20 protein-coding genes are annotated in these 26115 nt (G+C 34.5%); 11 read left to right on the top strand and 9 right to left on the bottom strand.

Features of this window, described 5'->3' with window-relative positions; all coding sequences use genetic code 11:
* Position 1: 1 nt before the first annotated feature.
* The 4 genes from ACJJVJ_RS05555 (at position 2) to ACJJVJ_RS05540 (ending at position 3895) form a co-directional block, all read left to right on the top strand.
* Positions 2 to 928 (top strand): hypothetical protein, encoded by a 927-nt coding sequence (locus ACJJVJ_RS05555; RefSeq protein WP_405369462.1) that lies wholly within the window; start codon positions 2 to 4, stop codon positions 926 to 928.
* Positions 929 to 1525, top strand: coding sequence for a dephospho-CoA kinase (gene coaE, locus ACJJVJ_RS05550; RefSeq protein ID WP_405369461.1), 597 nt, complete (start codon positions 929 to 931; stop codon positions 1523 to 1525). It begins immediately after the preceding gene.
* Positions 1526 to 1638: 113 nt separating this feature from the next.
* Complete coding sequence (locus ACJJVJ_RS05545) at positions 1639 to 3162, top strand: sensor histidine kinase (RefSeq protein WP_405369460.1); 1524 nt, start codon at positions 1639 to 1641, stop codon at positions 3160 to 3162.
* A gap of 16 nt (positions 3163 to 3178) precedes the next feature.
* The gene (locus tag ACJJVJ_RS05540) at positions 3179 to 3895 is read left to right on the top strand and encodes a response regulator transcription factor (protein ID WP_104515401.1); all 717 of its coding nucleotides are present in this window, start codon (positions 3179 to 3181) and stop codon (positions 3893 to 3895) included.
* On the opposite strand, the gene miaA is transcribed toward ACJJVJ_RS05540, so the two are convergent.
* The 5 genes from miaA to ACJJVJ_RS05515 all read right to left on the bottom strand — a co-directional run bounded on the left by miaA (position 3892) and on the right by ACJJVJ_RS05515 (position 11790).
* Positions 3892 to 4815: a tRNA (adenosine(37)-N6)-dimethylallyltransferase MiaA gene (gene miaA, locus ACJJVJ_RS05535; protein ID WP_405369459.1), complete on the bottom strand. Its 924-nt coding sequence runs from the start codon at positions 4813 to 4815 to the stop codon at positions 3892 to 3894. The genes ACJJVJ_RS05540 and miaA overlap by 4 nt on opposite strands.
* Positions 4808 to 5674 (bottom strand): ion transporter, encoded by an 867-nt coding sequence (locus ACJJVJ_RS05530; RefSeq protein ID WP_405369458.1) that lies wholly within the window; start codon positions 5672 to 5674, stop codon positions 4808 to 4810. Before ACJJVJ_RS05530 ends, miaA begins: the two co-directional genes overlap by 8 nt.
* 3 nt (positions 5675 to 5677) lie before the next feature.
* Complete coding sequence (locus tag ACJJVJ_RS05525) at positions 5678 to 8092, bottom strand: thiamine pyrophosphate-dependent enzyme (RefSeq protein ID WP_405369457.1); 2415 nt, start codon at positions 8090 to 8092, stop codon at positions 5678 to 5680.
* 55 nt (positions 8093 to 8147) lie between these two features.
* Positions 8148 to 10973, bottom strand: coding sequence for an aminopeptidase (locus tag ACJJVJ_RS05520; protein ID WP_405369456.1), 2826 nt, complete (start codon positions 10971 to 10973; stop codon positions 8148 to 8150).
* Positions 10974 to 11100: 127 nt separating this feature from the next.
* Positions 11101 to 11790, bottom strand: a complete 690-nt coding sequence (locus tag ACJJVJ_RS05515; protein ID WP_104515397.1) for a TIGR00730 family Rossman fold protein — start codon at positions 11788 to 11790, stop codon at positions 11101 to 11103.
* A gap of 188 nt (positions 11791 to 11978) precedes the next feature.
* On the opposite strand from ACJJVJ_RS05515, the gene ACJJVJ_RS05510 reads away from it, so the two are divergent.
* From ACJJVJ_RS05510 to ACJJVJ_RS05495, 4 genes are all read left to right on the top strand, one after another.
* Complete coding sequence (locus ACJJVJ_RS05510; RefSeq protein ID WP_104515396.1) at positions 11979 to 12578, top strand: SprT-like domain-containing protein; 600 nt, start codon at positions 11979 to 11981, stop codon at positions 12576 to 12578.
* Positions 12575 to 13654 (top strand): mannose-1-phosphate guanylyltransferase, encoded by a 1080-nt coding sequence (locus ACJJVJ_RS05505; protein WP_405369455.1) that lies wholly within the window; start codon positions 12575 to 12577, stop codon positions 13652 to 13654. Before ACJJVJ_RS05510 ends, ACJJVJ_RS05505 begins: the two co-directional genes overlap by 4 nt.
* Complete coding sequence (locus ACJJVJ_RS05500; RefSeq protein ID WP_104515394.1) at positions 13654 to 15099, top strand: DUF389 domain-containing protein; 1446 nt, start codon at positions 13654 to 13656, stop codon at positions 15097 to 15099. Before ACJJVJ_RS05505 ends, ACJJVJ_RS05500 begins: the two co-directional genes overlap by 1 nt.
* Before the next feature lie 121 nt (positions 15100 to 15220).
* Positions 15221 to 18361, top strand: coding sequence for a DUF3427 domain-containing protein (locus ACJJVJ_RS05495; RefSeq protein ID WP_405369454.1), 3141 nt, complete (start codon positions 15221 to 15223; stop codon positions 18359 to 18361).
* A gap of 278 nt (positions 18362 to 18639) precedes the next feature.
* Here ACJJVJ_RS05495 and ACJJVJ_RS05490 read toward each other — a convergent pair whose 3' ends face one another.
* Together ACJJVJ_RS05490 and ACJJVJ_RS05485 are read right to left on the bottom strand one after the other, a co-directional pair.
* Positions 18640 to 19404 carry an ABC transporter ATP-binding protein gene (locus ACJJVJ_RS05490; protein ID WP_405369453.1) on the bottom strand — a complete coding sequence of 255 codons (765 nt, stop codon included), beginning with the start codon at positions 19402 to 19404 and terminating at the stop codon, positions 18640 to 18642.
* Positions 19404 to 20141: an ABC transporter permease gene (locus ACJJVJ_RS05485; protein WP_104515605.1), complete on the bottom strand. Its 738-nt coding sequence runs from the start codon at positions 20139 to 20141 to the stop codon at positions 19404 to 19406. Before ACJJVJ_RS05485 ends, ACJJVJ_RS05490 begins: the two co-directional genes overlap by 1 nt.
* Positions 20142 to 20237: 96 nt before the next feature.
* Here ACJJVJ_RS05485 and pafA point away from each other — a divergent pair, with 96 nt between their 5' ends.
* A complete protein-coding gene (gene pafA, locus ACJJVJ_RS05480; RefSeq protein WP_405369452.1) occupies positions 20238 to 21920 on the top strand; it encodes an alkaline phosphatase PafA in 1683 nt (560 codons plus the stop codon).
* A 56-nt stretch (positions 21921 to 21976) separates the two neighbouring features.
* Positions 21977 to 22468, top strand: a complete 492-nt coding sequence (locus tag ACJJVJ_RS05475; RefSeq protein WP_104515390.1) for a DUF6646 family protein — start codon at positions 21977 to 21979, stop codon at positions 22466 to 22468.
* Here ACJJVJ_RS05475 and ACJJVJ_RS05470 read toward each other — a convergent pair.
* Entirely contained in the window at positions 22465 to 23316 is an 852-nt protein-coding gene (locus ACJJVJ_RS05470; protein ID WP_405369451.1) for a glycosyltransferase, read from the bottom strand. The two genes, ACJJVJ_RS05475 and ACJJVJ_RS05470, sit on opposite strands and share 4 nt — an antisense overlap.
* A gap of 3 nt (positions 23317 to 23319) precedes the next feature.
* The gene (locus ACJJVJ_RS05465) at positions 23320 to 23850 is read right to left on the bottom strand and encodes a methyltransferase (protein ID WP_104515388.1); all 531 of its coding nucleotides are present in this window, start codon (positions 23848 to 23850) and stop codon (positions 23320 to 23322) included.
* A gap of 158 nt (positions 23851 to 24008) precedes the next feature.
* Here ACJJVJ_RS05465 and ACJJVJ_RS05460 point away from each other — a divergent pair, with 158 nt between their 5' ends.
* Positions 24009 to 26105 carry a M1 family metallopeptidase gene (locus ACJJVJ_RS05460; RefSeq protein ID WP_405369450.1) on the top strand — a complete coding sequence of 699 codons (2097 nt, stop codon included), beginning with the start codon at positions 24009 to 24011 and terminating at the stop codon, positions 26103 to 26105.
* Positions 26106 to 26115 lie beyond the last annotated feature (10 nt).

The following is a 26115-nucleotide window of genomic DNA, read 5'->3' as shown; positions in this document are numbered from 1 at the left end:
AATGAGGTATAAAAAATATGTCGGTTTTCCATTAGTTGTAATTGTAGTGGCTAGTTTGTGGTTTATCTCAAAGTATAAAGATGTATATAAGGAAGAAATTGAGTTTAATGTTAACTTTATTAATGTACCAGAAGACGTTGTTGTTAATTCTACCGTAAATCAATTAAAAATTCCTGTTGAGATAAGTTCAAGTGGTTTTACTCTTATATGGGAAAAAACTTTTGGTAATAAGTTGAATCTAGACTTTAAGAAAAATACATACAGTAGAAATGATTCATTATTTTTTAATCCATCTAAGAGTCTAAAAAACATGAAACGCTCTAAGGAGATTTCTTACGAGATTCTCAATGTAGAAGATCAAGAGGTTTCTATCGATGTTAAACGATTTGACTCTAAAAGGGTACCTCTCGTTAATGAATTTAAAATTGAGTATAGTTCAAATTTTGTTCCTTTGAAAGAACCTGCTTTTACACTGGATAGTGTGACAGTAACAGGAAATGATACTGCCGTAGCTGAACTTAAAGAGATAAGGGTTACTGGTAAACCAATAATTGTAAGTGATTCTATAACTTCTATTAATATAAATCTTAATGAAAAATATCCAGACTTGAGATTTGAGAATCCTAATATTTCTCTTACTATTGCCGCCACTCAAATGACAGAGGGCAGTATAGAATCTTATGTGCAATTAATTAATGCGCCTAGTAATGTAGAGGTGAAGCTTATACCAGAAAAAGTGACTGTCGTTTATTCTACACCAATAGCTCAGTTTGATAAAATAGATAATAGTGATGTTAGGGTTATAGTTGATTATAATAAGGTTAATGATCTCAATACGGCAATAATACCAGAAGTAAGATTAATTAATTCTAATATGGTTTCTTCTCGTATATTGCCTAAACAAATTCAAGTTCTAACTATTAAGTAAATGAAAATAATAGGGTTAACAGGAGGTATAGGTAGTGGTAAGACTACAGTAGCAAAGGAATTTGAAAAACTAAACATTCCTCTTTTTATTGCAGATAATATCTCTAAGAAGCTATTAGCTACTGATGAAACTGTAATAGATGCTGTTAAAACTTTATTAGGTGAGCAATCTTATATAGGGGATAATGCGGGCAAATTAGTGCCTAATAAAAAGTTTATAGCCTCAAAGGTATTTAGTGATCAGGAATTATTGAGTTCTTTAAATAAGATTCTTCATCCTGCTGTGAGACAGTATTTTGATAACTGGATAAAAGAACAAAATGCGCCTTATGTAATTTATGAAGCAGCAATTTTATTTGAGACTAAAGGAAATGAAATTTGTGACCAAATTATTTTAGTAACTGCATCTTTAAAAGAAAGATATAGAAGGGTTATGGCCCGCGACAAAGTTACAGAAGAAGAGGTAAGATTGAGAATGAGTAAACAATGGTCTGATTCTCAAAGAATAATGTTGAGTGATTTTGTTATCATAAATGAAGATCTTCAAGAATTAGGCGGTTTTGTGAGAAGTATTCACGATGTTTTGTTAAAAAATTAGAGACTATTATTAATTTCACAAAGTTAATATATGGTTAAAGAGTTTTTAACACTTTAGCTATATGTTAAATTTGCACTGTGCAGAAACGAGTTTTATATTCTTTAATAGCTTTGATGAGCTTATCCCTAGCAGGTATTGTTGTGGTCCAGATATACTGGATCATCAATAGTGTTAATGATAAGGAAGATCAATTTTCATTTGCGGTTAGTCAGACGCTAGTATCTGTATCTTCAGAATTAGATAATCGCGAGGTAGAAAAAGTTTACAATGTTCTAGATCATATTAGAGATAGTCTGGGAGTACAACCAGATTCTAGAACTATAAGTGAGTTAATGCTTATACAACGTAATCAAAATCTTGATGAAACGTCAGCCTATAGTAATAGTTTAATTAATGAAAACTATAAACTGAATCCTCAGTTATTAGATCTAGACTTAGATAGCCTTACATTTAATAAGTTACTTAATAAAAAGAGTTCTTTAGTCAAAGGTTCTGATTCTGTAAAGAAAAGGAAAACCTTCAAAGAGTTATCTCAATTAGATAAATACAAAAAAGAACTAGATGCTGAGATTATAAGTAATTATAACAGTTTACTGCCTATTTCTCAACGTATAGGTAAAGAAGAGTTACAGGCTATAATTAAGGAAGAGTTAGTTAATCGATCTATAGAGACTGAATTTGAGTTTGCTATCTATCAAGATGGATTTGCTACACGTATACAATCAGATGACTTTGATTTTATACCTAGTGGTACATGGGCTTATTCTATTTACAAGAACGGTAATTTAGACACAGAGCCTTATGAGTTGTACATAAGTATGCCTGATAGAAAGATTTACATTCTTTCTTCCATAACAGGAATGGCTTTGTTATCCCTTATATTTACTACTGTAATTGTCGTAGCTTATTCTAATGCTATAAAGCAAATTTTTAAGCAAAGACAAATCTCTCAAATAAAAACAGACTTTATAAATAACATGACGCATGAGTTTAAGACACCTATAGCTACTATAAACTTAGCTTTAGATTCTTTAAAGCATCCTAAAATATCATCAGATCCAGAAAAAGTGGCAAACTACCATAGAATGATACGTGAAGAAAATAAACGTATGCACAGTCAGGTAGAGAATGTATTGCGTATTTCTAAACTTGAGAAAGACGATTTAAATATAGAAAAAGAACGTCATGATATGGATGATATCATGATAGATAGTATCTCTCATATTCAATTGATACTAGAAGAAAGAGGTGGAGTGGTAAAAACTCATTTTGGAGCTTTGAGAACAGAGGTCTTAGTTAATGAGAGTCATATTACTAATGTGATAGTAAACGTTTTAGAGAATGCTATAAAATATACAGAGGGTAGCCCAGTTATAGATGTGTTCACTGAAAATGTAAAAGATAAACTTGTGATCAAAGTTAGAGATCAAGGTATAGGAATGAGTAAGCAAGCACAGCGTAAAGTGTTTCAAAAGTTCTTTAGAGAACATACTGGAGACATTCACAATGTAAAAGGGCATGGTCTAGGTCTAGCTTATTCAAAAAGAATTCTAGACGACTGCAATGGAGAAATCCATGTAGAAAGTACAAAAGGTAAGGGTAGTACATTTAGTATTCACTTGCCGATAATAACATAATTTAAATTAATTACTTATGGAAACTGAGAACAAAAAAATACTTCTTGTAGAAGATGATCCAAATTTTGGAACTGTATTAAAGGATTACCTTTTAATGAATGACTTTGATGTAACACATGCTAAAAACGGTATGGAAGGATTTGAGAAATTCAAAAAAGACAATTATGACCTTTGTATTCTTGATGTAATGATGCCTTATAAAGACGGATTTACACTTGCAAAGGAGATTAGAGAAAAAAATGAAGAAGTGCCTATCATTTTCTTAACTGCAAAAGCGATGAAAGAAGATGTGTTAAGAGGTTATAAAGTAGGTGCAGATGATTACCTAAATAAACCATTTGACAGTGAGGTGCTACTTATGAAAATAAGAGCTATCATGCAACGTAAAGGTCAGGATAGTCTTGCAGATTCAAAAGAATTTGAATTTCAAATAGGTAGTTTTCATTTGAATTCTAAGCTGAGATTCTTATCTGTAGGTGAAAAGGAACCAGTAAAATTATCTCCTAAAGAGAATGAATTACTACGTTTACTTGCTCTTCACCTTAATGATTTAATGCCTAGAGAACTAGCGTTAACTAAAATATGGAGAGATGATAACTACTTCACATCTAGATCTATGGATGTGTATATCGCAAAATTACGTAAGTATCTTAAAGAAGATGATAATGTAGAGATCGTTAACATTCACGGAGAAGGTTTCCGTTTATTAGTTAAAGATCAAGTAGATTATTAATTAAGATTATCCCCCATAAGTAAATCACTAACTCGCTGTACAATATCTGTATGGCGAGTTTCATAGTGAAACCATTTTACAGAGGTGTCTTTGCGATACCAGGTTAACTGGCGTTTTGCAAACCTACGAGTATTGCGCTTTATTAATCGCACCGCTTCGTCATAACTATACTCGTTATTAAAGAATCCAAAAAATTCTTTATAACCTACAGTTTGTAAAGCATTAAGTTCTTGGTGGGTTAGAAGTTTACGAGCTTCTTCTTCAAGTCCTTTTTCTAACATAATGTCCACTCGACGATTTATGCGATCATAAAGATCTTCACGACTGGCCTCTAAACCTATTTTAACAACCTTAAAATCTCGTTGTTGAGCAGTTCCAGATCTTAAATCACTCATTTTTTCACCACTAGCACGATAAATTCCTACAGCTCTTAACAATCTATGAGCATTGTGAATATCTACCGTGTTGTAATATTCTGGATCAATTTGTTGCAATTTGTTTTGTAACCAAGCTATTCCTTTATTTTCAAATTCTTCTCTCAAGGAATCTTGAATCTCTATGGAAACATCAGGAAATTGATCCAATCCATGAGTAACTGCTTTTTCATAAAGAGCACTTCCACCTACCATAATAACGACATCATTTTTCTCAAAAAGAGTCGGTAATATATCTACAACATCTCTTTCAAAATCTCCTACAGAGTAATCTTTAAGAATGCTTCTGTCTTGTATAAAGTAGTGCGCTGCAGCTGCTAGTTCATCTGGTTCTGGTACAGCAGTTCCTATAGTCATCTCTTTGTAAAATTGTCTAGAGTCGGACGAGATGATGGATGTGTTGTACGCTTTCGCGAAAGCGATACTTAAAGCAGTCTTACCTATACCAGTAGGGCCTACTATACATAAAAGGGTCTTGTTATTCATCTAAAGAATATCCACATTGATGACAGAAGGCAGCACCGTCTTGATGTTTTTGAGAGTGACAATTCTGACAATTTTGAGTGTTTACATGTCGGTATTCTGGATCGTTTTGTGGTGCAGCGTTATTTTCCTTATTACTTTGGGAATATTCGGCACTTACTATTCCTGTAGGGACAGCTATAATTCCATAACCCATAATCATAATAAGAGTGGCAAGAAACTGGCCTAAAGGTGTCACAGGTGCTATATCGCCAAAACCTACCGTCGTTAACGTAACTATGCACCAATAGATGGATACAGGGATACTCACAAAGCCACTTTCTGGACCTTCTACTAGATACATGAGTGTCCCCATAATGATGGAAACCACAAGCACAGCAAAAAGAAAAACGGCAATTTTAGGACCGCTAGATCGTATGGCTTTACTTAGCTTGTCGGCTTCACCTATATATCTAGTAACTTTTAATATTCTAAATACTCTAAGTAGCCTTAAAGATCTTACGGCTAGTAAAGCGTTAAGTCCACCGAAGAAAAAGGTTAAATATAGCGGTATGGTGGATAGTAAATCTATCATACCATAAAAACTAAAAATATACTTAGTCGGTTTATTTATAGAAATAACCCTTAATATATATTCTATAGTAAAGAATATGGTAATAATCCACTCAGCAATGATAAATTCATCAGCATATTTTGTTCCGTAGGCAGGGACACTTTCCACCATAACCAGTATAAGGCTAATTATAATGACTACGAGTAGTATAATGTCAAAAAACTTACCGGCAGGCGTGTCTGCTTCATAAATGACTTCATGAATCTTACGACGCCATTTACTAGAAATATGTCTATCGTTTATGGCCATAGATTAACTATGCTTAGGGAATTTAGTAGGGTTTACTTCATTCATGATGTCATAAACTTTGTCAAAAACATCGTCTACACTAGGTTTTGAGAAGTAATCTCCATCAGTACCATAAGCTGGTCTGTGTGGTTTTGCAGCAATACATTGTGGCTTGCTATCTAGGTATGGCCATGCATTTTGTACATCTACTATTTGTTGTAATATGTAAGAACTAGCTCCGCCAGGTACATCTTCATCGATAACTAATAATCTATTAGTTTTCTTAACACTTTCTAGAATTTCATGATTTAAATCAAACGGTAAAAGTGATTGCGCATCGATAATCTCTACATCTATACCAGCTCTTTCTAATTCTGTTGCAGCTTCATCTACTATTCTCAAAGTAGAACCGTAGGATACTAGAGTAATGTCTTTTCCTTCTCTTAATGTTTCTACTTTACCTATAGGTGTTCTAAATTCTCCAAGATTAACCGGTAATTTTTCTTTTAATCGGTAACCGTTAAGACATTCTACAACTAGTGCAGGCTCATCGCTTGCCATAAGTGTATTATAAAAACCTGCCGCTTGGGTCATGTTTCTAGGTACGAGAACATGTATACCACGCACTAGATTAATAATACCACCCATTTGAGAACCACTATGCCATATACCTTCTAGTCTATGACCTCTAGTTCTTATAATTACTGGAGATTTTTGTTTACCTGCTGTACGATATTGTACGGTAGCTAGGTCATCACTCATTAATTGTAAACAGTAAAGTAGGTAATCTAGGTACTGAATCTCTGCGATAGGTCTTAGTCCACGCATAGCTAGTCCTATACCTTGACCTAGTATAGTTGCTTCTCTTATTCCAGTATCAGCAACTCTTAACTCGCCATACTTTTCTTGCATTCCTTCTAGACCTTGGTTCACATCACCTATGCGACCTGCATCTTCACCGAAAACCATGATTTCTGGATGCGTTGCAAATAAAGCGTCAAAGTTATCACGCATGATAAGTCGTGCGTCTACATCTTCACTAGTCTCATCATAAATAGGGGCGACAGCTTCTACTTGAACAGCGCTTTCTACAGACTCACTATATAAATTGCTGCTGTATTTTTCTTGTACTCTTTCCTTATTTTCTGTAAGCCAGTTGTTTAATGCTGTAATAGCATCGTGTTTTTCTTGAAGTGTAAATCTTAAAGTTTTTCTTACCGCTTCAAATGTATCCTTGCGGTATGGTTCTTTTTCTCCTTTAAGCTTTTCAGCTAGTGGTTTAATAAAAACACCATTTGAAGAAATATCTGCTACAGCGTTAATAAGGGTTACAGCCTCATCACGCTCGCTAGTAATAGGGTTTAAGTAAGCATTCCATGCAGCTTTCTTACCTTCTCTTACTTGTTTTTTAATGGATTTTTCTAGTTCAGAAAGTTCTTCTTCTGTCGCAAAATCATTATCGATCAACCATTTTCTAAATTGAACGTTACAGTCATACTCACGTTCCCATTTAAGACGGTCTTCATCTTTATAACGCTCGTGAGATCCACTGGTACTGTGACCTTGTGGCTGTGTAAGTTCGTCCACGTGTATTAACACAGGTACGTGTTGTTCTCTTGAAATTTTGCTAGCTTTTTCATAAGTCTCTACTAGAGCGACATAATCCCAACCTTTAACCACCATGATTTCAAAACCATCATGTTTTTCATCTCTTTGAAAACCAGCTTGTATTTTACTTATACTCTCTTTAGTTGTCTGGTGTTTTGCATGTACAGAGATTCCGTAATCGTCATCCCATACACTTATTACCATAGGTACTTGAAGAACTCCTGCAGCATTAAAAGTCTCCCAGAAATGGCCTTCACTCGTACTTGCATTTCCTATTGTACCCCAAGCAACCTCGTTTCCTTTATTAGAAAAACCGTTGTCTGCAGCAATAAGGTCATTATTTCTATAAACTTTAGATGCTTGTGCTAGACCTAATAATCTAGGCATTTGTCCAGCTGTAGGAGAGATGTCTGCACTAGAATTTTTCTGGTCTATCAGTCTTTTCCAGCTTCCATCTTCATTTAAACTGTGCGTTGCAAAATGGCCACCCATCTGACGGCCGGCACTCATAGGCTCATCATTAATATCGGTATTTGCATAAAGGCCTGCAAAAAATTGCTCGATAGTAAGTTCTCCTATCGCCATCATAAATGTTTGATCACGATAATAACCACTTCTAAAATCTCCATTTTCAAAAGATCTTGCCCATGCTAGCTGTGGTAATTCCTTACCATCACCAAATATTCCAAACTTAGCCTTACCTGTAAGAACTTCTCGGCGACCTAAGAGACTACATTCTCTACTGGTTACCGCTACTTTATAATCACTAAGTAGTTCTTCTTTAAAGTCTTCTCTAGCTAGTTGTTGTTGTCCGTTAACTGAGTTTTGCATCGTTTTTTCCATTACCGCAAAGGTACAATTTTAACCTGCGAGTTACAATACAAAGCTAATACCACCTTCTGGTAAAAAGTTTTACAAAAGTGTTAATGTCTAGAGTGACTATAAAACGTATTTTTTGGTCGTAATTATCTTGTCCCATTTCCCAGCCATTATTACTGTAAACAGGGAAATACAGCTCAAAATAATCTTGCAATAAATTTAAACGTATTCCAGAATCGTAGACAAATTTTGCATCACGATCTCTATTTTTTACAAAACCTACATCTCCATAAGCATGAATGTAATTCCATAAACTGTACGATCCATTTACGGTGGTAATCCATTGATTTGCAAATGCTGGTTCTAATTGAGATTTAAAACCACCTTCGGCCACGATCAACTGTTGAGAGAATAAACCGCTATCTTCAGATCTACCGTAGTAGTTGTAATCAAATAAATAATCTGTAGGTCTATCTAGTGCAAAGGAGAAAAAATCGCCGTTAGACTGAGAATTATTGGATAGAAAAGCACCAGCAAAAACTCTAAAATCTAGCTGTCTGTTATTTTTAAACAACTTGCGCCATCGCATTCTGTAAGTAGCTTTAGTAAATTTACTAGAGACCTCGGTCCCTATGTTATAATTAAAGACACGTTTCAAATTATTATCAGAATGAGAAAAATTCATGCTGAATACATTATAATCTGGTTCGTCTACTGGACTCGATGGGTCACGATCACGATCTACATAAATATTTCTAAAGCTTAATGACTGTCTTTTATTACTACGTAAATCTTTTGGACGGTAACTAAATTGTAAAAAACCGCTCGCACGTCTGTACAATAAATCATCAGCATAAGAAAATGTATTTGCACTCACTCCATACCTCACTTGATACAGTCTTTCTTCTCGATTTTGAACAGGATGTGAATAGCTCAAACTAACAGACCCCACAATCTTATTAGAATTTGTTCCGTACCCTGGTTTTATGCTGTAGCGCAATGGTTTCGGTAATAAGTTTCCATTGTAAAATCGTGTTCCTAGAGTAAGACCGTCATAGATATTAAACTCTATATCTGGCATTAAAAATATTTGAGAACGTTCTGGATCTTCCACATCTTTAAATAAACGGAATTCTAGCGGGCGGTTCAATGAAGGGAAGCCCTTTAATGTCTTGTAATTATCTCGTTGATTAAACTCGGTTATGAGCTTTTCATAGTTTATGGCTATTCTGTTGGCACGCTTTCGCGAAAGCGAGATCACACTATCACCTCTCACACCTTCTATCCATCTCTTATCTATAATGCTGTCGTTATCTAGTAAATAGACAGGAACAGGAATGTTAAGTTGCGATTTATTCTTGATTCTGAATGAAACGGAATCTTTGGTTTTATGAACGTTTCTTATCGTCCAGTCCAGTTGTTTATGGGTCGTGATATAGTCGTCAAAAAACCAGTTGACATCTTTAGAAGCGTCTTGTTGCACTATTTTTCTAAGATCAGAAACGTCTGTGTAAGCGTTATGATTTGCGGTGTAATAATCTCTTATAGATTGTTCTAGACTGCTATCTTCTAGGTAATCGTTTAAGAAATTTAGACCTATGGCAGCTTTAAAAGGTATTCCTAATTGCTGGTTGTACTTTACCAGCTGGTCTGCAGGAGTATTAACAGCCTCATCCAGATTACGTCTTGCACTGTTAAGATAGAGTAGTGGATAACTCTCGCTAAATTTGAGTTGCGTGACATTAAAACCTCTTAAACCCCATACATTACTAAGCTTACCACTTATTTTAAGATCTGGATAATAAAGTTGCTGGTATTGCATCATTAAATACACCATGATAGATTGTTGTATCCAGGCTTCGTCTCTTGGGTTTACGTGTATGCCAGTGTCTACCCATTTGCGAGTTAGTGTTTTGAGCATTTTAATTTCATAAGTAAATCCAGCAGGAAAGGGATTTATAAAACTAGGTAGCGAACTCAATCCATAAACTGGATTCTCTCGATAATAACGGTCGGATACAGAGACATCTTTTTCTGGATAAGCACCTAGTCTAGTCTGAAGAAAGCTAGCGATTCTATCGTTAAAAATCACTTTCATTTCTAGAGGCACATCGCTGTCATCTATATCTGTGATGATGTTGATGCCTGGTACACTGTAGGTTTTAAAAATATCGATGTCGTTGAGCACATGAAGAATAACACCGCGATTATGGTTTGCCGTAAATAAATAACTATGACGCGTGTCTGGTAACGCCTCTTGTTCAGTGGTAATATTACTTATCGCTCGATGTGTTGCAGGTATGTGTAGAGAGATCGAAAAATCCATGGGTGCGCCATAGAAATCATCTAGATCTTTATGAGAATAATAATCCCAATCTCCATTTTTAAACGGTGCAGGGTGCAGGTACCAGTGTTTTAGAGAGTATTCTCCTTTAGAGTTTTTTCCATATCCGGTAAAATCGTCTTCAGGGATTTTAACGGTATAATTTAAATCTATGTTACGAGTAGCGCCTGGTAGCAATGGCTCGTTAAAATAAAGTTTTATAATATCTTGTTGACCTTCTAGTCGCTCGATGCGATAGTGTTGATCAAAATTAGAGTCTGTGGTAATAGTTGTTCTACCACGCTCTTCATCATTTGCAAACTGAAATTTGTTCTTAAAATCTTCGGCAAAGCGTGTTGCAAGCGGTGTTTGTGTAGAAGAAAATGCATTTGCCCAGTCTAGAAGTACAATGTAATCCCATGCTACATCGCTATCGTTATGAATCTCTAGATCTTGATTTATGGACAGCAAGTCTTTATCGCTATCTAGATGTGCGATAATATTTGTTTTGTGCTGTGCGTGTAGGACACAAGTAAACAAAAGCAAAATAAGAACTAGCTTTTTAGTCATAATCTGTATAAGATTTGCTTTTGGTAGAATAAAAAATAATTTAAAATGAAGTTCAAGTCTAGTTATAAAATATCACAGGAGTTTCCTGTTTATATAACAAAGACTTGAACTTTAAATTGCAATAACCCTAGAAATTAGGACTCAAGCTGTATTTAGAATAGAACTCATTGATAATTTCAATAGCCTCGTCACTAGTATCTACTACATGTAGTAAATCAATATCTTGTGGCGATATGGTAAAGAACTTTTTATCAAGAGTAGATTTGATCCAGTCTAGTAAACCACTCCAGAAATCTGTACCTACCAGTATGATAGGGAATTTACCTATTTTATTAGTTTGAATTAATGTAATTGCTTCAAACAACTCATCTAGGGTACCAAAACCACCTGGCATCACAACAAAACCTTGAGAGTATTTTACAAACATTACTTTACGAGCAAAGAAATAATCAAAATCAAGACTCTTGTCATGATCAATATAAGGGTTATCATGTTGCTCAAATGGCAATGCGATATTAAGACCTACAGATGTACCACCAGCTAGGTGAGCACCTTTATTACCAGCCTCCATAATACCAGGTCCACCACCTGTAATAACTCCATAACCATTATCTACTATTTTACCAGCTATCTCTGTCGCTAGTTGATAGTATTCATTATCTGGTTTTAATCTAGCACTACCGAAAATAGATACACATGGTCCGATACGACTCATGCGTTCAAATCCCATTACAAATTCAGATAATATTTTAAAGGTTGCCCAGCTATCGTTAGTCTTTAAATCATTCCAACCTTTTTCTCTTGTTTCTTTTCTCATTGTTGTACTTTAAATATTTAATGTAATTTTCTAAATCTATAACTTCGTAGACAGACTTACAAACATAACGACTATGCTTTTATAAATAATCAGTTTACTGTAAATTTTAGTAATTATTAATGGTGTAAAATCGATGATTTCCTTCTAATTATTTTTAATATCGCAGTTCAAGAATAGTATCTTTTAAAATGTCAGTTTTAGAAAAGTATCTTCCTAAGCTTGCCGCAGCCCCATTAACTGCATTACTGGAGCAAAATGAGGTGCATCTTAAAATTGTGAATGAGCGCAAGACCAGACATGGAGATTATCGCAAAAACCCTGACGGTTCTCATGCGATAACTATAAATGCAAATCTTAATAAGTACCGGTTTTTAATTACTCTCGTACATGAAATAGCACACCTAGTGGCGTTTCAAAAATATGGTAGACAGATAAAACCCCATGGAGTAGAGTGGAAACATACCTTTCAAAAACTCATGTTGCCCTTTTTAAGGCCAGACATTTTTCCCAAAGATTTACTGCCTGTACTAGCGCGACATTTTAAAAATCCTAAAGCGAGTAGCGATACAGATGCAATGATGAGTGTCGCCCTAAAATCTTACGACCCACAAAGTGATAAAAGCTATATCTTTGAAATACAAGAAGGGACTATCTTTTTAGGACCTAGCGGTAGAAAATTCCAAAAAGGAAGTAAATTGCGTAAACGCTACCGTTGTGTAGAAATAAGCAGTGGAAAAGTGTATCTTTTCCAACCTAACGCGCAAGTAGAAGTATTAAAGACATTATGAATAACAACAACTACGCAGTAATTATGGCTGGCGGTGTTGGTTCTCGATTCTGGCCAGTAAGTAAGCAATCTTTTCCTAAACAATTTCACGATATGTTAGGAATGGGTAAGTCACTCTTACAGATGACCTTTGATCGATTAAAGCATCAAATCCCAGCACAACACATATTAGTATTAACAAACGAGGCCTATGTAGATCTTGTAAAGGAGCAATTGCCCGACATGAACTTTGACAACATCGTTGCAGAGCCTGCTATGCGCAATACCGCTCCATGTATTTTACTGGCTGCTTTAAAGATTCAAAAAATGAATCCGCAGGCGAGTATGATAGTCGCACCTAGCGATCATTACATTGCCGAAGAAGATATTTTTAACGAAGACCTTAATACGGCATTTGATTTCTGTAAAGAACATCCAGATGCGTTAATGACCTTAGGTATTCAGCCTACATTTCCTAATACTGGTTATGGATATATTGAATTTAATAAGGAGGCAAGTGAGGTGAAAAAGGTATCTCAATTTAGAGAGAAACCAGATCTTAAAACGGCTCAAGAATTTATCGCTGCAGGTAATTTTTTATGGAATGCAGGGATTTTTATCTGGAATGTACATAGTGTTGTTTCCGCTTTCGCGAAAGCGCAACCACAATTAACCTCTTTATTTAAAAATGGATTATCTGTTTTTAATACCAACGAGGAAACGGAATGGCTGGAAGAAAATTATCCAAAAGCCGATAACATTTCTGTCGATTATGCGATCATGGAAAAAAGTAAAGACGTCTATGTATTACCTGCACGATTCTCCTGGAATGATCTAGGGACATGGGGCTCGCTCTATGAAAAGCTAGATAAAAATGAAAAGGACAGCGCTGTAGTAAATGCGTCTGTAACAGAGATAGATTCTAGTAAAAATATGATAAGAACGGCAGCTGGTAAAAAAGTAATCGTTCAAGGACTAGAAAATTTTATAGTAGTAGATCAAGACGATGTATTGATGATTATTCCTATGACTGCAGAGCAGGAGATCAAAGAAATACGCAATAAAGCCATGGAAAAATATGGTAAGAATATAGGTTAATGGAAGAACAGAATATTAATAAAGTAGAGGAGAATGTTCTCGAGGATAATCAGCAAAAAATATCTGGAATCTGGGAGAATATTATGGAGTTTTTACACAATCTTCTAGATATACGTGAGGACTCTGACCGTCATGAAACCATAGACTCTGTAAGAAAGGATATCTCTTTTCAAGGACACAATGCCTGGATTTTGATATTTTCTATCATGGTGGCATCTATAGGTCTTAATGCAAATTCTACTGCGGTAGTGATAGGTGCCATGCTTATCTCTCCACTTATGGGTCCTATAGTAGGTATGGGATTAGGTACGGCTATTAATGACAGTAAAATGTTGCGTCGTTCTCTAACAAACCTAGGTGTAATGGTAGTACTGTCTCTTCTTACAGCGACCTTGTACTTTTTTATCTCTCCTATTAAAGAGGCAGAAAGTGAGATACTCGCGAGAACTGCGCCTAACATTCTAGATGTATTGGTCGCTATATTTGGTGGTCTAGCGCTTATAGTTGCCAAAGCTAAAAAAGGAACTATTTCTAATGCCATTGCAGGTGTAGCTATTGCTACAGCCTTAATGCCGCCGCTGTGTACGGCAGGTTTTGGTATAGCAAATGGAGAATGGGGATTCTTTGGTGGGGCGATGTACTTATTTTGTATCAACGCTGTGTTTATAGCACTTACTACTTATTTAGTCTGTAAATTATTGCAGTTTCCTATGGTGAAATATGCAAATGAGGCAAAAAGAAAACGTACGTCTCGTATAGCGGCACTAGTAGGTTTCATAGTTTTAGCTCCTTCTATTTGGTTTTTTATACAATTGTATGAGAAGCAAAAATTCATAATCGATTCAAAGAAATTTGTTCAAGAAAACATGATTTATGAAGGTACTAGAGCAACACCAGAATGGGATCAAGAAAAGAAACAACTAGATGTAACTCTTTTAGGTAAAGAAGTGCCAGAATCGTTAATCAATGACTGGAAAGCAAGATTTGCCAAAATAGACGGTTTTGAAGAAAGTAAAATAGAAATTTATCAAGGTAGCCGTACGATTTTAAATTCTGGAAATGAGAATTTTGAAAAATTGCAAGAAGAGCGTATCAACGATATAAAGCAATTACAAAATAAAGACCAGCGCATTATCGCTTTACAAAATGAGTTGAATATTTTAAATAGTAAAACTCAAAAAATAGAGATGATAAGTGAAGAGGCAGCATTGATCTATCCGCAATTATCTAGTATAGCACATGCACATGAGATTAAGAAAGATCTATTAACGCAAACCTATGACACCACAGACGTGTTTACGGTAAGTTATAAAGACTCTACACTTACTGGAAACGATACACAGACCATGAGAAAAAACATGGCAAACTGGCTTTCTTACCGCATGAAGCCCAATAAAATAAAAGTCAACGAGTCTTTTCCTGTAATTGAAAAAACAACGAAGTAGTAGGTAGTTGATAGAAGTAAAAAAAAGCTCTCAAGAACTTTATTCTAGAGAGCTTTTTCAATTAATAAAAATGATTTTTATTAATGAATTAAGTCATTTGTTTTAGAAAATTAGAAAAATTATGAATCAAGGGATATATGAAGAATTAGTTACTCAACTGGTGTCTCAAAAACTAAATGAACTTGATAAGCAGAATTTTTATTTAAAGAAAGTTGCGATAGATAAGGAGGAAGCTTCATCTATTTTATCTAATCATATCTCGAAAACACTTAAAAAAGCATTTAAGGTTATAAAAGGGAGTAATAAAATAGAGCTTCAAATTGAAATTGCTAATAAAATAATTAGACTACTTAAAGAAGAACTTCAAAGTCAAAATTTTGATAATGACATTGTAAATATAGAAGGGGAAGTTTTAAAAGCTGTTTTTTCCAAAGCAGATGCGCATTTCTCAAATTTAGATTTACATCTTAAAGAAATAACACCTTATACTAGATTAACTCAAAGTGAGTTGTTCACAGGTGGAAATGGAGGTTTGTCATTGGAAAGTGAGCTCAAAAAAGAGATTCTTTCTTCGAACAAGATAAATTTATTGGTATCTTTTATTAAGTTTAAAGGAATAATAATTCTTGAAAAGGAATTAAGGGAGTTTACAGAACGTGGCGGGAAACTCAATATAATTACAACTACATATATAGGTGCAACGGACTATAAAGCTATTCAACTACTGGCTCGATTACCAAATACCGAAGTTAAGATTTCATATAATACAAAGAATGAGCGATTACACGCAAAAGCATATTTGTTTTATAGAAATACAGGATTTCATACTGCTTATATAGGTTCTTCTAATTTTTCTAGATCTGCATTAACTGATGGTTTAGAATGGAATTTGAAAATTACCACTAAAGAAGTGTCTCACATTATAAGTAAATTTCAGAAGACATTTGATACTTACTGGTTAAGTGATGATTTTGAGTTATTTGATGAATCTATTCACAAAGAAAAGTTGATAGGTGCTTTAAAACAAAGTAAGTTTAGTAAGCCTTTTGAAAATAATACAGTTTTTTTTGACATCAATCCATTTCCTTATCAAAAGGAGGTTTTAGAAAAATTAGATGTTGAGAGAGTTGTTCATAATAGATATAGAAATCTGGTTGTTGCTGCAACAGGGACTGGTAAAACGGTAATCTCTGCATTTGATTATAAGCGTTTTAAGCAGAAGAATGATTCGTCAAAATTACTTTTTTTAGCTCATAGGAAAGAGATCTTACAAAAATCACTTTCAACTTTCCAAGGTGTTTTACGGAATAATAATATTGGTGAATTATGGGTTGATGGTAAAATTCCTAATGATTTTCAAATTGTATTTGCATCAGTTCAAACTGTCCATAATCAGCTTGAATATAGTAATTTATCTCCAGATTACTACGATTATATCATTATGGATGAATGTCATCACCAAACGGCTAAGTCTTATCGCTCAATAATCAATTATTTCAAGCCAAAGATTCTCTTAGGTCTCACAGCTACGCCAGAAAGAATGGATGGTGGTGATATCTTATTGGATTTTGACAATAAGATAGCTGCAGAAATTCGATTGCCAGAAGCAATGAATAGAAAGTTGCTTTGTCCTTTTCAATATTTTGGTATAACAGATAGCGTTGATTTATCCGGTTTAAGCTGGACTCGAGGAAGATATATTGTAAGTGAATTAACTGATATCTATACAGAAAACGATAGAAGAGTTAGAGAAATTATAGATGCATTAGAAAAGTACACAAAGGATATTAATGAAGTTAGAGCTTTAGGGTATTGTGTTTCTATAGAACATGCGAAGTATATGTCTAAAAAGTTTACTCTTGCCGGTTTAAAATCAGATTATTTAGCAAGTAGTAATAGTAACGATCGAGAAATTATCCGTCAAAAGTTAGAGAAAAAGGAGATTAACTATTTATTTGTCGTTGATATTTTTAATGAAGGAATTGATATTCCTCAAATTGATACCATATTGTTTTTAAGACCTACAGAAAGTTTAACTATATTCTTACAGCAATTAGGTAGAGGTTTGCGACTTTTTGAAGAAAAAGATTGTTTGACAGTTTTAGACTTCGTTGGTAATGCACATTCAGAGTACAATTTTGAAAGTAAATTCAGAGCTTTAATCGGGAAGACAAATACAACAGTTATTAAAGAATTAGAAGATAATTTCCCTCATCTACCATTAGGCTGTTCTATCATATTAGAGAAAAAAGCTAAAGAATCTATTTTAAGTAATATAGCTTCAACCACTTCTTTTAATAAAAAACGGATAATTAAAAAAATCCAGCAATTTCAAAACGAAACAAACCTTCAATTAAATATTAGAAATTTCACTCAATTTTATAATATTCCGGTTGAAACTCTTTATAAGAGAGGTAGTTGGAAAAGGCTTTGTCAGATTGCAGGTAAAATGGATGATTTTGAATCAGTAAATGAGAAAGTAATTGTTTCTGCAATTTCAAACAAATGGTTATCCACTAATTCTTTGAGTTATTTTAGCTTCATTTTGAAAATTGCAAAGCAAAATTTTCAAATTGAAATTTCAACATTTAATGAAAAAGAAAAATTAATGCTTTTGATGCTACATTACGATGTATGGCAACAAGCAGGAGGGTTTGACACAATTGAAAAAAGTATACAAGCTATAGGTTTAAACACTGTGCTTGTTCTAGAAATACAAGAAGTTTTAGAGTTGCTTATCGAAAGAATTAACTTTAGAGAAAAACCGTTAGAATTACCTTATGAACAACCGTTACAACTTCATGGTCGTTATACTAGAGATCAAATACTTGTAGCTTTTGGTTTAAGCACATTTGAAAAAAAATCATCTAATAGAGAAGGAGCAGCAGAGAATAAAATATTAAAAACAGAAGTGCTTTTTATCAACCTTGTTAAGTCAGAAGAGAATTTTTCGCCTACCACTATGTACGATGATTATGCAGTTACAGAATCATTGTTTCACTGGCAAACACAAAATGAAGCAGGACCAAATACAGGCAAAGGAATGTCATATATTCAGCATGAAAAAAACTCAAAAAAGATTTTACTTTTTGTACGCGAGAAACAAAAAAATGAATTTGGAAAAAGTATAGGCTATGTCTTTATTGGTGAAGGTAAATTAAAAGATCATTATGGTTCAAAGCCTATGAGTATTAACTGGGTTTTAGAGGAACCAATGCCTCATTATCTATGGCAAGATGCTGCTAAGCTTTCGATAGGATAATTTTTATTTCTAAATTCTATAAAAAATACTGGTAAAGAGTCTAGAACACCTTAAAGAACTTGCTGTTAATGAATATGGTGATTTTCAAGATTTTTATATTTCAACCGCTAATGGTATTGTTAGGAGTAGCAAGAGAATTCTTTATGAAAATAAAATTGATGAGTTTTCTTTAATTCATGAAGTAGGTGAATCCTATCAAGAGTTTAACTCTTCAGAAATTAATGAGAAAACTAATTTGATTGAAGCAATAAATAGAAAAGCTCTTATTAAAGTATTGATTAAAGCCCCTTATTCTGCGCAATACGAACCTTCTTAAACAGGTTAGAACTATATACAAAGTCAGTTACGGTTTCATTATCGGTTTTAAAGATCTCTTGGTTGGTGCCTTTCCAGGCCAGTTTACCATCTTTTAAGAAGACTATGGTTTCACCTATTTCCATTACAGAGTTCATATCGTGCGATATGATTACTGTAGTGATATCGCGCTCGTGTGTGATTTCTTGAATTAAGTTATCGATTACCGTTGCCGTTTTAGGGTCGAGTCCAGAATTGGGTTCATCACAAAATAAAAATCTTGGATTGTTTACTACCGCTCTTGCTAGTGCCACACGTTTTTGCTGTCCACCAGATATCTCACTAGGCATTTTTTTATTAAGACCTACTAGATTTACACGTTCTAATATCTCGTTTGCGTTTTCCTGTCGTTCTTTTAAACGCATTTTTGTAAACATACGTAAAGGGAACATAACGTTTTCTTCTACAGTTAATGAGTCGAATAAGGCACTGTGCTGGAAAAGCATTCCCATTTCTTTACGCAAGTTACTCTTGCGATCTATTTCCATTTCATTAAGAGGCTCTCCGTCATAAATAATCTCACCACTATCAGGAACAAAAAGACCCAACATGTTTTTAAGAAAAACAGATTTACCAGATCCACTGGCACCTATAATCATGTTGGTTTTTCCTTTTTCAAATGTTGCAGTAATTCCTTTTAGAATTTCTTCATCGCCAAAACTCTTGCGCAAATCGTTTACCTGTATCATTAGCTTAAAAGTAATTGAGTTAGAATATAATTTGCTATAATGATAGCGACACAAGTCCAGACAAAGCTGGTCGTACTCGCTTTACCTACTTCTAGCGCTCCACCTTCCATATAATAACCATGGTAACTAGGTATAGTCGCAAGCATTAATCCAAAGACCATTGTTTTTATAAAAGCATAAGCAACATGCCAAGGGATAAAACTATCTTGTAATCCTACTATAAAATCTTCTGAACTAGAAAGGCCACCATAAACAGCCGCTAGATAACCACCAGCTATTCCTACGAACATGATGATAGCAATCAAGAATGGGTAGAAAAGTAGGGCAATAATTTTAGGGAAAATCAAATAATTTAAAGGATTGATACCCATTACTTCTAGAGCATCTATTTGCTCAGTAACACGCATAGAACCTATACTAGAGGTAACATAAGAACCTACTTTACCAGCCATAATAACCGATATAAATGTAGGGGCAAATTCTAGAATTATAGACTGCTTGGTAGCAAAACCTATCAATGATTTAGGAATCAATGGATTATCTAGATTAAGCGCCGTCTGTAACGCTACAACGGCACCCATAAACAAAGATATAAATGCGGTTATACCTAGAGAACCTATAATAAGGTCGTCTATTTCTTTAAGGATCAACTCCTTAAGAACTATTGCTTTAGTCGGTCGTTTAAAAACGCCGTACAACATGATCATATAACGTCCTATGTGTCTTAAAAATCTCATCGTGGTAAAAATAGATAAAAATAATCCTACATAATTTAATGCTTTATTAAACTTGTTCATTTTTTCATAGTTTACTTTTGTGAAAAATATTTTTCCATGAAGAATTTACTTTCTCTGATACTTCTTTTTGTCTTTTTGACTTCTTGTAGCACGCTTTCGCGAAAGCGAGACCAACAACCTTCTACATCTTCTATAACAGAAATGGATGCTTCTCAAAATGCACCTAAACTGGTAGTAGGTATCGTTGTCGATCAAATGAGGTATGATTATTTATCTAGATTTTATAACCGTTATTCTGACGGTGGTTTTAAGAGATTGATGAATGATGGTTTTAATCTTACTAACAATCATTACAATTATGTACCTACGTATACAGCGCCTGGACATGCGTCTATTTATACAGGTACTTCACCTATGAATCATGGAATTATAGGCAATAACTGGTACGATAAATTTGAAGGTAAAGTGATTTATAATGCAAGTGACGACCAGGTGAGTGGTGTAGGTTCTTTAAGTGACGACGGTAAAATGTCACCACGCAGAATGTTAACGACTACAGTGACAGATCAACTAGAATTGCACACTCAAGGTAAAGCAAAGGTGATAGGGATTTCTGTAAAAGATAGAGGCGCCATTTTACCAGCAGGACACGCGGCAGATGCTGCTTACTGGTTTGAAGGTGGTGATAAAGGAAGTTTTATTTCTAGTACATTTTATCTAGAACAACTGCCTAAATGGGCGGCAGATTTTAATGCCTCTAGAAAAGCAGACGATTATCTTAAAACATGGAACACGCTTTACCCAATAGAAACGTATACGGCTAGCGGTACTGATCTTAACAAATTTGAAAAAGCACCTAGAGGTAAGACTAACGCTGTATTTCCTTATGACTTAAATAGCCTGAGAGAGAAAAATGACAACTACAGTCTTATAAAAGCAACTCCTTATGGTAATAGCATCGTCGCAGATTTTGCCATAGAAGCTATAAAAGCAGAAAATATGGGTAAGGATGAGGTTACTGATTTTCTAGCGGTTAGTTTTTCTAGTACCGATTATATAGGACATCAATATGGAGTTAATTCTGTAGAGGTAGAAGATACTTATTTAAGACTGGATAAAGATTTAGAGCGTCTTTTTATAGCTCTAGATCAAGAAGTAGGTAAAGGTAATTATACCATTTTCCTTACTGCAGATCATGGTGCGATTAACAACCCTGCCTATCTTCAAACTAGAAGAATAAACGCAGGTTACTTTAATAGATCTGACTTTAAAGATAATCTCAATACAGCGATACAATCTAAGTATGGTGTAAACGATTTGATTTCTAACATTTCTAACGACCAGATATTCTTTGATAAAGCAAACCTGATTAAAAATAATATCAATCCTATCGATCTAGAGAACTTTATAGCAATGACTATAGTAGATTATAAACACATTGATAAGGTATTTACTAGAAATGCGTTAGTATCTGGTACTATGCAAGATGGCACAGGAAAGTTGATTCAAAATGGTTTTCATCACAAGCGTAGTGGTGATGTGATTTATGTTCTAGAACCTGCTGTTATTTCTTACTCTAAAACTGGTTCTACACACGGTAGTTCTCAAAGTTATGATACACACGTACCATTATTATTTTATGGTAATGGAATCAATAAAGGTTCTAGTAGTATGCGTACAGAAATTATAGATATCGCACCTACTATATCGAGTCTTTTAAAAATAGGATTTCCTAATGGAGCTACTGGTAACCCTATAAGCGATGTGTTAAAACAATAAGTTTCTTTTAACTTGATAATCTTATATTTGCAACCGCAAAATTAAAACTTAACAACATGAAAAAAATATTACTTATCGCAGCTCTTATAGCTGGTGTAACTGTAAATGCTCAAATATTTGCAGGTAAAGGAGATCAAAAAGTACAAATAGGTGCAGACTTTCAGTCAGGTGCTACTGGTATTCAAGGGACATATGATTATGGTCTTGCAGAGAATTTTTCTATGGGTCTAGGTGTCAACTATGCATTAGGTCTAGATGATGATATAGATGCAGACTTTGATGAAAGAGCGACTATAAAATTACGTTTTAACGCAAACATAGGTAACGTTATCAACATAGATCCTATGTTTGATTTTTATCCAGGTCTTGCTTTCAGTACAAAAAACTTTGGTGGTCACGTAGGTGCTAGATATTTCTTTACAGACGGTTTTGGTGTTTATACAGAGGCTGCTTTTCCACTAGCACAATATAAATCTGGAGATCTAACAGTACAAGAAGAATTGTATAACCAGTTTAATGTAAGTGTAGGTCTAGCTTTTAATTTCTAGAAACCTAATTTAGATTTTATACCGTTCCAGCGGTAATTTCTTATAAAACGACCTTGCTCTTCTGTTACCAGTGGTGCAAGGTTCTTTTTTTGTACCAGATGGTAACCTTTTAAATAATCGGTAATAAGTTGGAATTGTTTTTTATTCCAAGCCATTTTTGCAGCGGTAATAAAGGTGAGCATCCTCCCATATCGCATTTTATAAAAAGCCTCTCCTTGCAGGTATTTTGATCTAGAATTATAAGCGGCTCCTGTAGGTTTTAAATGTTTTACATGTAAACCAGCAATAGTAATGACTTTCCAGCCATAAAAACGCGCCAGCATCTCATCAATCGTATCCCAACCTATACTTGCTTTGAGACCACCTATTTGTTTAAAGCACTCTGTTCTGTACGCTTTTAAGGCACCTCTTATATGATCAGGATTGTTTTGGTTTTCTACTTGCCATGTACCATCTTTATCAATGGTACAATGTCCTGCTGCCATTCCTGTTGTTTCGCTTTCGCGAAAGCGAGTCACCACATCTTTTAAATAATGATCTGGAAAAATTAAGTCCGAATCGTATTTACAGACGATATCATAATCCTCGAGATCTATTTGAGATAATCCATAATTAAAGGCATTGATCACCTTAGAACCTGGTATGTTTTGCGCACTAGAAGAGGTTTTTACCACTTGAATAGGTAGCACAGTAGAATAGGAGCAAGCTATGTCATAAGTAGCGTCTGTAGAGTTATCATCTACCACCACTATTTGTGCTGCCTTATAAGTCTGTTGCACTAGACTGTCTAAGGTTAGTTTAATGAATTGTTCTTCATTATGAGCAGGTATGATAATGGCTATTTTCAACGGCTATGAAGGATTCACTTTTTCACAATAAACTAGGTAATAGCGATCTGTAAATTTTCTCAGTAAGGGACGTAGGCCTATTTTTTTAATAGGATTTGTAAATTTCATGCGATCTACCACTTTCCAGCCTGCTTTTTCTAGAACGTAATCCAGTTGCCAAGGCTCAAATTCATGATAGTGTTGGTCTCTTATATCGTTCTTATTACGGTAAGCACTAGAAAACCATAGTTTTAAAGGGACGCTTATCACGGCTTTATTACTTTTAATAGCTTTTAAAGAAGTGTATGGACTTACTAGGTGCTCAAAAATTTCAAAAGCAGTAACGACATCGCCATTAAATTTCTCAATTTCACTCACGTCGTCATCTAGGTCTAGTCCAGTAGTGTTTTGTACTTTATAACCAGCATTTTTCATAATCACAGAAAACGGATTTTCAACACCTAAATCTAGAATGGTATCTGTTTTAGGGATGTGTTTTTCTAGAAATTCTAGGGTTAATCCAAATCTTTTATGAGGGAAACTGTTCTCGTACAATGGTGCTTAATTTAAGTTACGAAAATAGAGATTTATACTCGTAGAGTAAGATCAGTTTCTTAAAACTTTATGCGGTAGTGATAGTCTTATCGTTAATAAAAGTTAAGCATGACTCGTTAGGAGTTAATTGCGGTACATCTTTTGTATTTTTCGCCCTTATGAAATGGATCACACTAGTTGCTCTTTTTGGAGCTTATTTTTCTCAATCACAAAACACGCCTAGCCAGTTAACAACGGTAGATTTTAAACAGGCTGATGTGTCTATAAACCTAGATGCAAATTCTAATGAGATAACAGGTACTATAGATTATAATCTTGAAATCTTAAATGATGCGCCATCTATTTTTCTAGATGCAAAAAACCTAGTTTCTTACAGCGCCTTATTAGATAATAAGGAAGTGAAAATGATTTATGATGGGAAGAAACTTGTCGTACAAGCTCCGTTTAAGGCAGGAGAGGAGCACGTGCTGCATATCTCTTTTACCAGTTACCCATCAAAGGCTATGTACCATATAGATATAGACGATGATCGTTTGTGGGATCAAGTATGGACGCAAGGACAAGGTAAATACACCAGCAACTGGTTGCCTAGTATTGATGATATGAATGATAAGATCATCTGGAATACGTCTATTACCGCTCCTTCTTCTAAGCTTGCTGTAGCAAATGGTGTTCTTAAAAACGTGACAAATGGTGCAGATGTGAAAACATGGAAATACACCATGCAAAAACCTATGTCTAGTTATTTGCTGGCCGTGGTTGTAGGAGATTATGAGGTTAAAAAAGAGAGTAGTTCTTCTGGGATACCTCTAGAATATTACTATTATAAAAATCAAGGAGATAAAGTAGCGACTACCTATCAACATTCTAAAGAGATTTTTGATTTCTTAGAAGGAGAGATAGGAGTAGCATTTCCATGGCAAGATTATAAGCAAATTCCTGTAAAAGACTTTTTATATTCTGGGATGGAAAATACAGGTTTAACCGTTTTTAGCGATGTGTTTTTTACCGATGCGCTAGGAGCAAATGACCGTAGTTATGTAAACGTAAATGCGCACGAGTTAGCACATCAATGGTTTGGTGATTTAGTTACCGAGACAGATGCAAAGCACCACTGGTTGCATGAAGGGTTTGCTAGTTATTATGCATTGCTAGCCGAAAAGGATTTATACGGTAATTCTTATTTTCAACATCAATTATATGAGTATGCCGAGGCTTTGAACGAGCAGACTGCTAGAGGAAAAAGTACTGTTTTGTTAGATCCCAAAGCAAACTCGCTTACATTCTATCAACATGGGGCATGGGCTTTACATGCGTTAAAGGATAAGGTTGGAGAGTTCAGCTTTCGCGAAAGCGTAACACAATACCTTATAAAGAATAAATACAGTAATGTCACGACAAATGATTTTCTAGATATAGTAGAAGAAGTAAGCAATCAAAATCTAGACGAGTTTAAAGCAACATGGTTAACATCTACTACATTTCCTACTGCCGATGCTTTACAAATCTTGAGAAAAGAACCTATTATGGAGGACTTTTTACAGCTGGCGGCAAGACGTATATCTAGCTTTGACGAGTCTTATTATTCTTATAAAGAAACGCTAGAAAAACCGGTAGAGTTAGAACTGGTTAAAGAAATGGTGGCACAATTAAGTATTCATAATACGAATAAGAAATACGAGTTATTAAGAGCGGCTGCCACACTTGATAATGTAGAGGTGAATCAATTAATAGTTTTAAGTACGCCTAGTATAAATGTAGAGAATAGAGAATTGATAAAAAGCATGCTCAACGATAATTCTTACGTGACTAGAGAGTCGGCATTATTTCTTTTATGGAATGATGTGAGTGATAAAAGAACCTTTTTAGAAGAAACAAAACAGCAATGGAACGACATGAATTCTAGTCTAGACATGGCATGGATAGTTCTTGCGCTCAACTCTAGTGGTTACAGCAATGAAGAGTTATTGCCTTTGTTAACTAGATTACAGTCTTATACAGGACCTGTTTATGGTACAGAGACTAGAACGGCAGCATTTGATTATTTAATAAATCTAGATGCGATGAGTCAGCAAAATTACATTGATCTCATGCAAGCTAGTTTACATCATGTATGGCGATTTTATGAAAATGCGCGTGATATCTTAAAAGCGCAATATAAAAGAGAGAATGGTAAATTTCTTATAGACCAGTCTTTTGATCATTTTAATACAGAAAATCAAAAACGTTTAAAGAAGATTATAGATATAAAATAATCTAATGATT

The organism is Nonlabens sp. Asnod2-A12 (assembly GCF_045063745.1).
GTDB classification, from domain to species: Bacteria; Bacteroidota; Bacteroidia; order Flavobacteriales; family Flavobacteriaceae; genus Nonlabens; species Nonlabens xylanidelens.
Note: the sequence above shows the minus strand (reverse complement) of the source record. Positions and strands in the feature narration are given on the sequence as shown.

Bases quoted from the DNA above. Each gene is read 5' to 3' on its own strand.
- ACJJVJ_RS05555 (WP_405369462.1), top strand. From the start codon at position 2: ATGAGGTATAAAAAATATGTCGGTTTTCCATTAGTTGTAATTGTAGTG.
- coaE (WP_405369461.1), top strand. From the start codon at position 929: ATGAAAATAATAGGGTTAACAGGAGGTATAGGTAGTGGTAAGACTACA.
- ACJJVJ_RS05545 (WP_405369460.1), top strand. From the start codon at position 1,639: ATGAGCTTATCCCTAGCAGGTATTGTTGTGGTCCAGATATACTGGATC.
- ACJJVJ_RS05540 (WP_104515401.1), top strand. From the start codon at position 3,179: ATGGAAACTGAGAACAAAAAAATACTTCTTGTAGAAGATGATCCAAAT.
- miaA (WP_405369459.1), bottom strand. From the start codon at position 4,815: ATGAATAACAAGACCCTTTTATGTATAGTAGGCCCTACTGGTATAGGT.
- ACJJVJ_RS05530 (WP_405369458.1), bottom strand. From the start codon at position 5,674: ATGGCCATAAACGATAGACATATTTCTAGTAAATGGCGTCGTAAGATT.
- ACJJVJ_RS05525 (WP_405369457.1), bottom strand. From the start codon at position 8,092: ATGCAAAACTCAGTTAACGGACAACAACAACTAGCTAGAGAAGACTTT.
- ACJJVJ_RS05520 (WP_405369456.1), bottom strand. From the start codon at position 10,973: ATGACTAAAAAGCTAGTTCTTATTTTGCTTTTGTTTACTTGTGTCCTA.
- ACJJVJ_RS05515 (WP_104515397.1), bottom strand. From the start codon at position 11,790: ATGAGAAAAGAAACAAGAGAAAAAGGTTGGAATGATTTAAAGACTAAC.
- ACJJVJ_RS05510 (WP_104515396.1), top strand. From the start codon at position 11,979: ATGTCAGTTTTAGAAAAGTATCTTCCTAAGCTTGCCGCAGCCCCATTA.
- ACJJVJ_RS05505 (WP_405369455.1), top strand. From the start codon at position 12,575: ATGAATAACAACAACTACGCAGTAATTATGGCTGGCGGTGTTGGTTCT.
- ACJJVJ_RS05500 (WP_104515394.1), top strand. From the start codon at position 13,654: ATGGAAGAACAGAATATTAATAAAGTAGAGGAGAATGTTCTCGAGGAT.
- ACJJVJ_RS05495 (WP_405369454.1), top strand. From the start codon at position 15,221: ATGAATCAAGGGATATATGAAGAATTAGTTACTCAACTGGTGTCTCAA.
- ACJJVJ_RS05490 (WP_405369453.1), bottom strand. From the start codon at position 19,404: ATGATACAGGTAAACGATTTGCGCAAGAGTTTTGGCGATGAAGAAATT.
- ACJJVJ_RS05485 (WP_104515605.1), bottom strand. From the start codon at position 20,141: ATGAGATTTTTAAGACACATAGGACGTTATATGATCATGTTGTACGGC.
- pafA (WP_405369452.1), top strand. From the start codon at position 20,238: ATGAAGAATTTACTTTCTCTGATACTTCTTTTTGTCTTTTTGACTTCT.
- ACJJVJ_RS05475 (WP_104515390.1), top strand. From the start codon at position 21,977: ATGAAAAAAATATTACTTATCGCAGCTCTTATAGCTGGTGTAACTGTA.
- ACJJVJ_RS05460 (WP_405369450.1), top strand. From the start codon at position 24,009: ATGAAATGGATCACACTAGTTGCTCTTTTTGGAGCTTATTTTTCTCAA.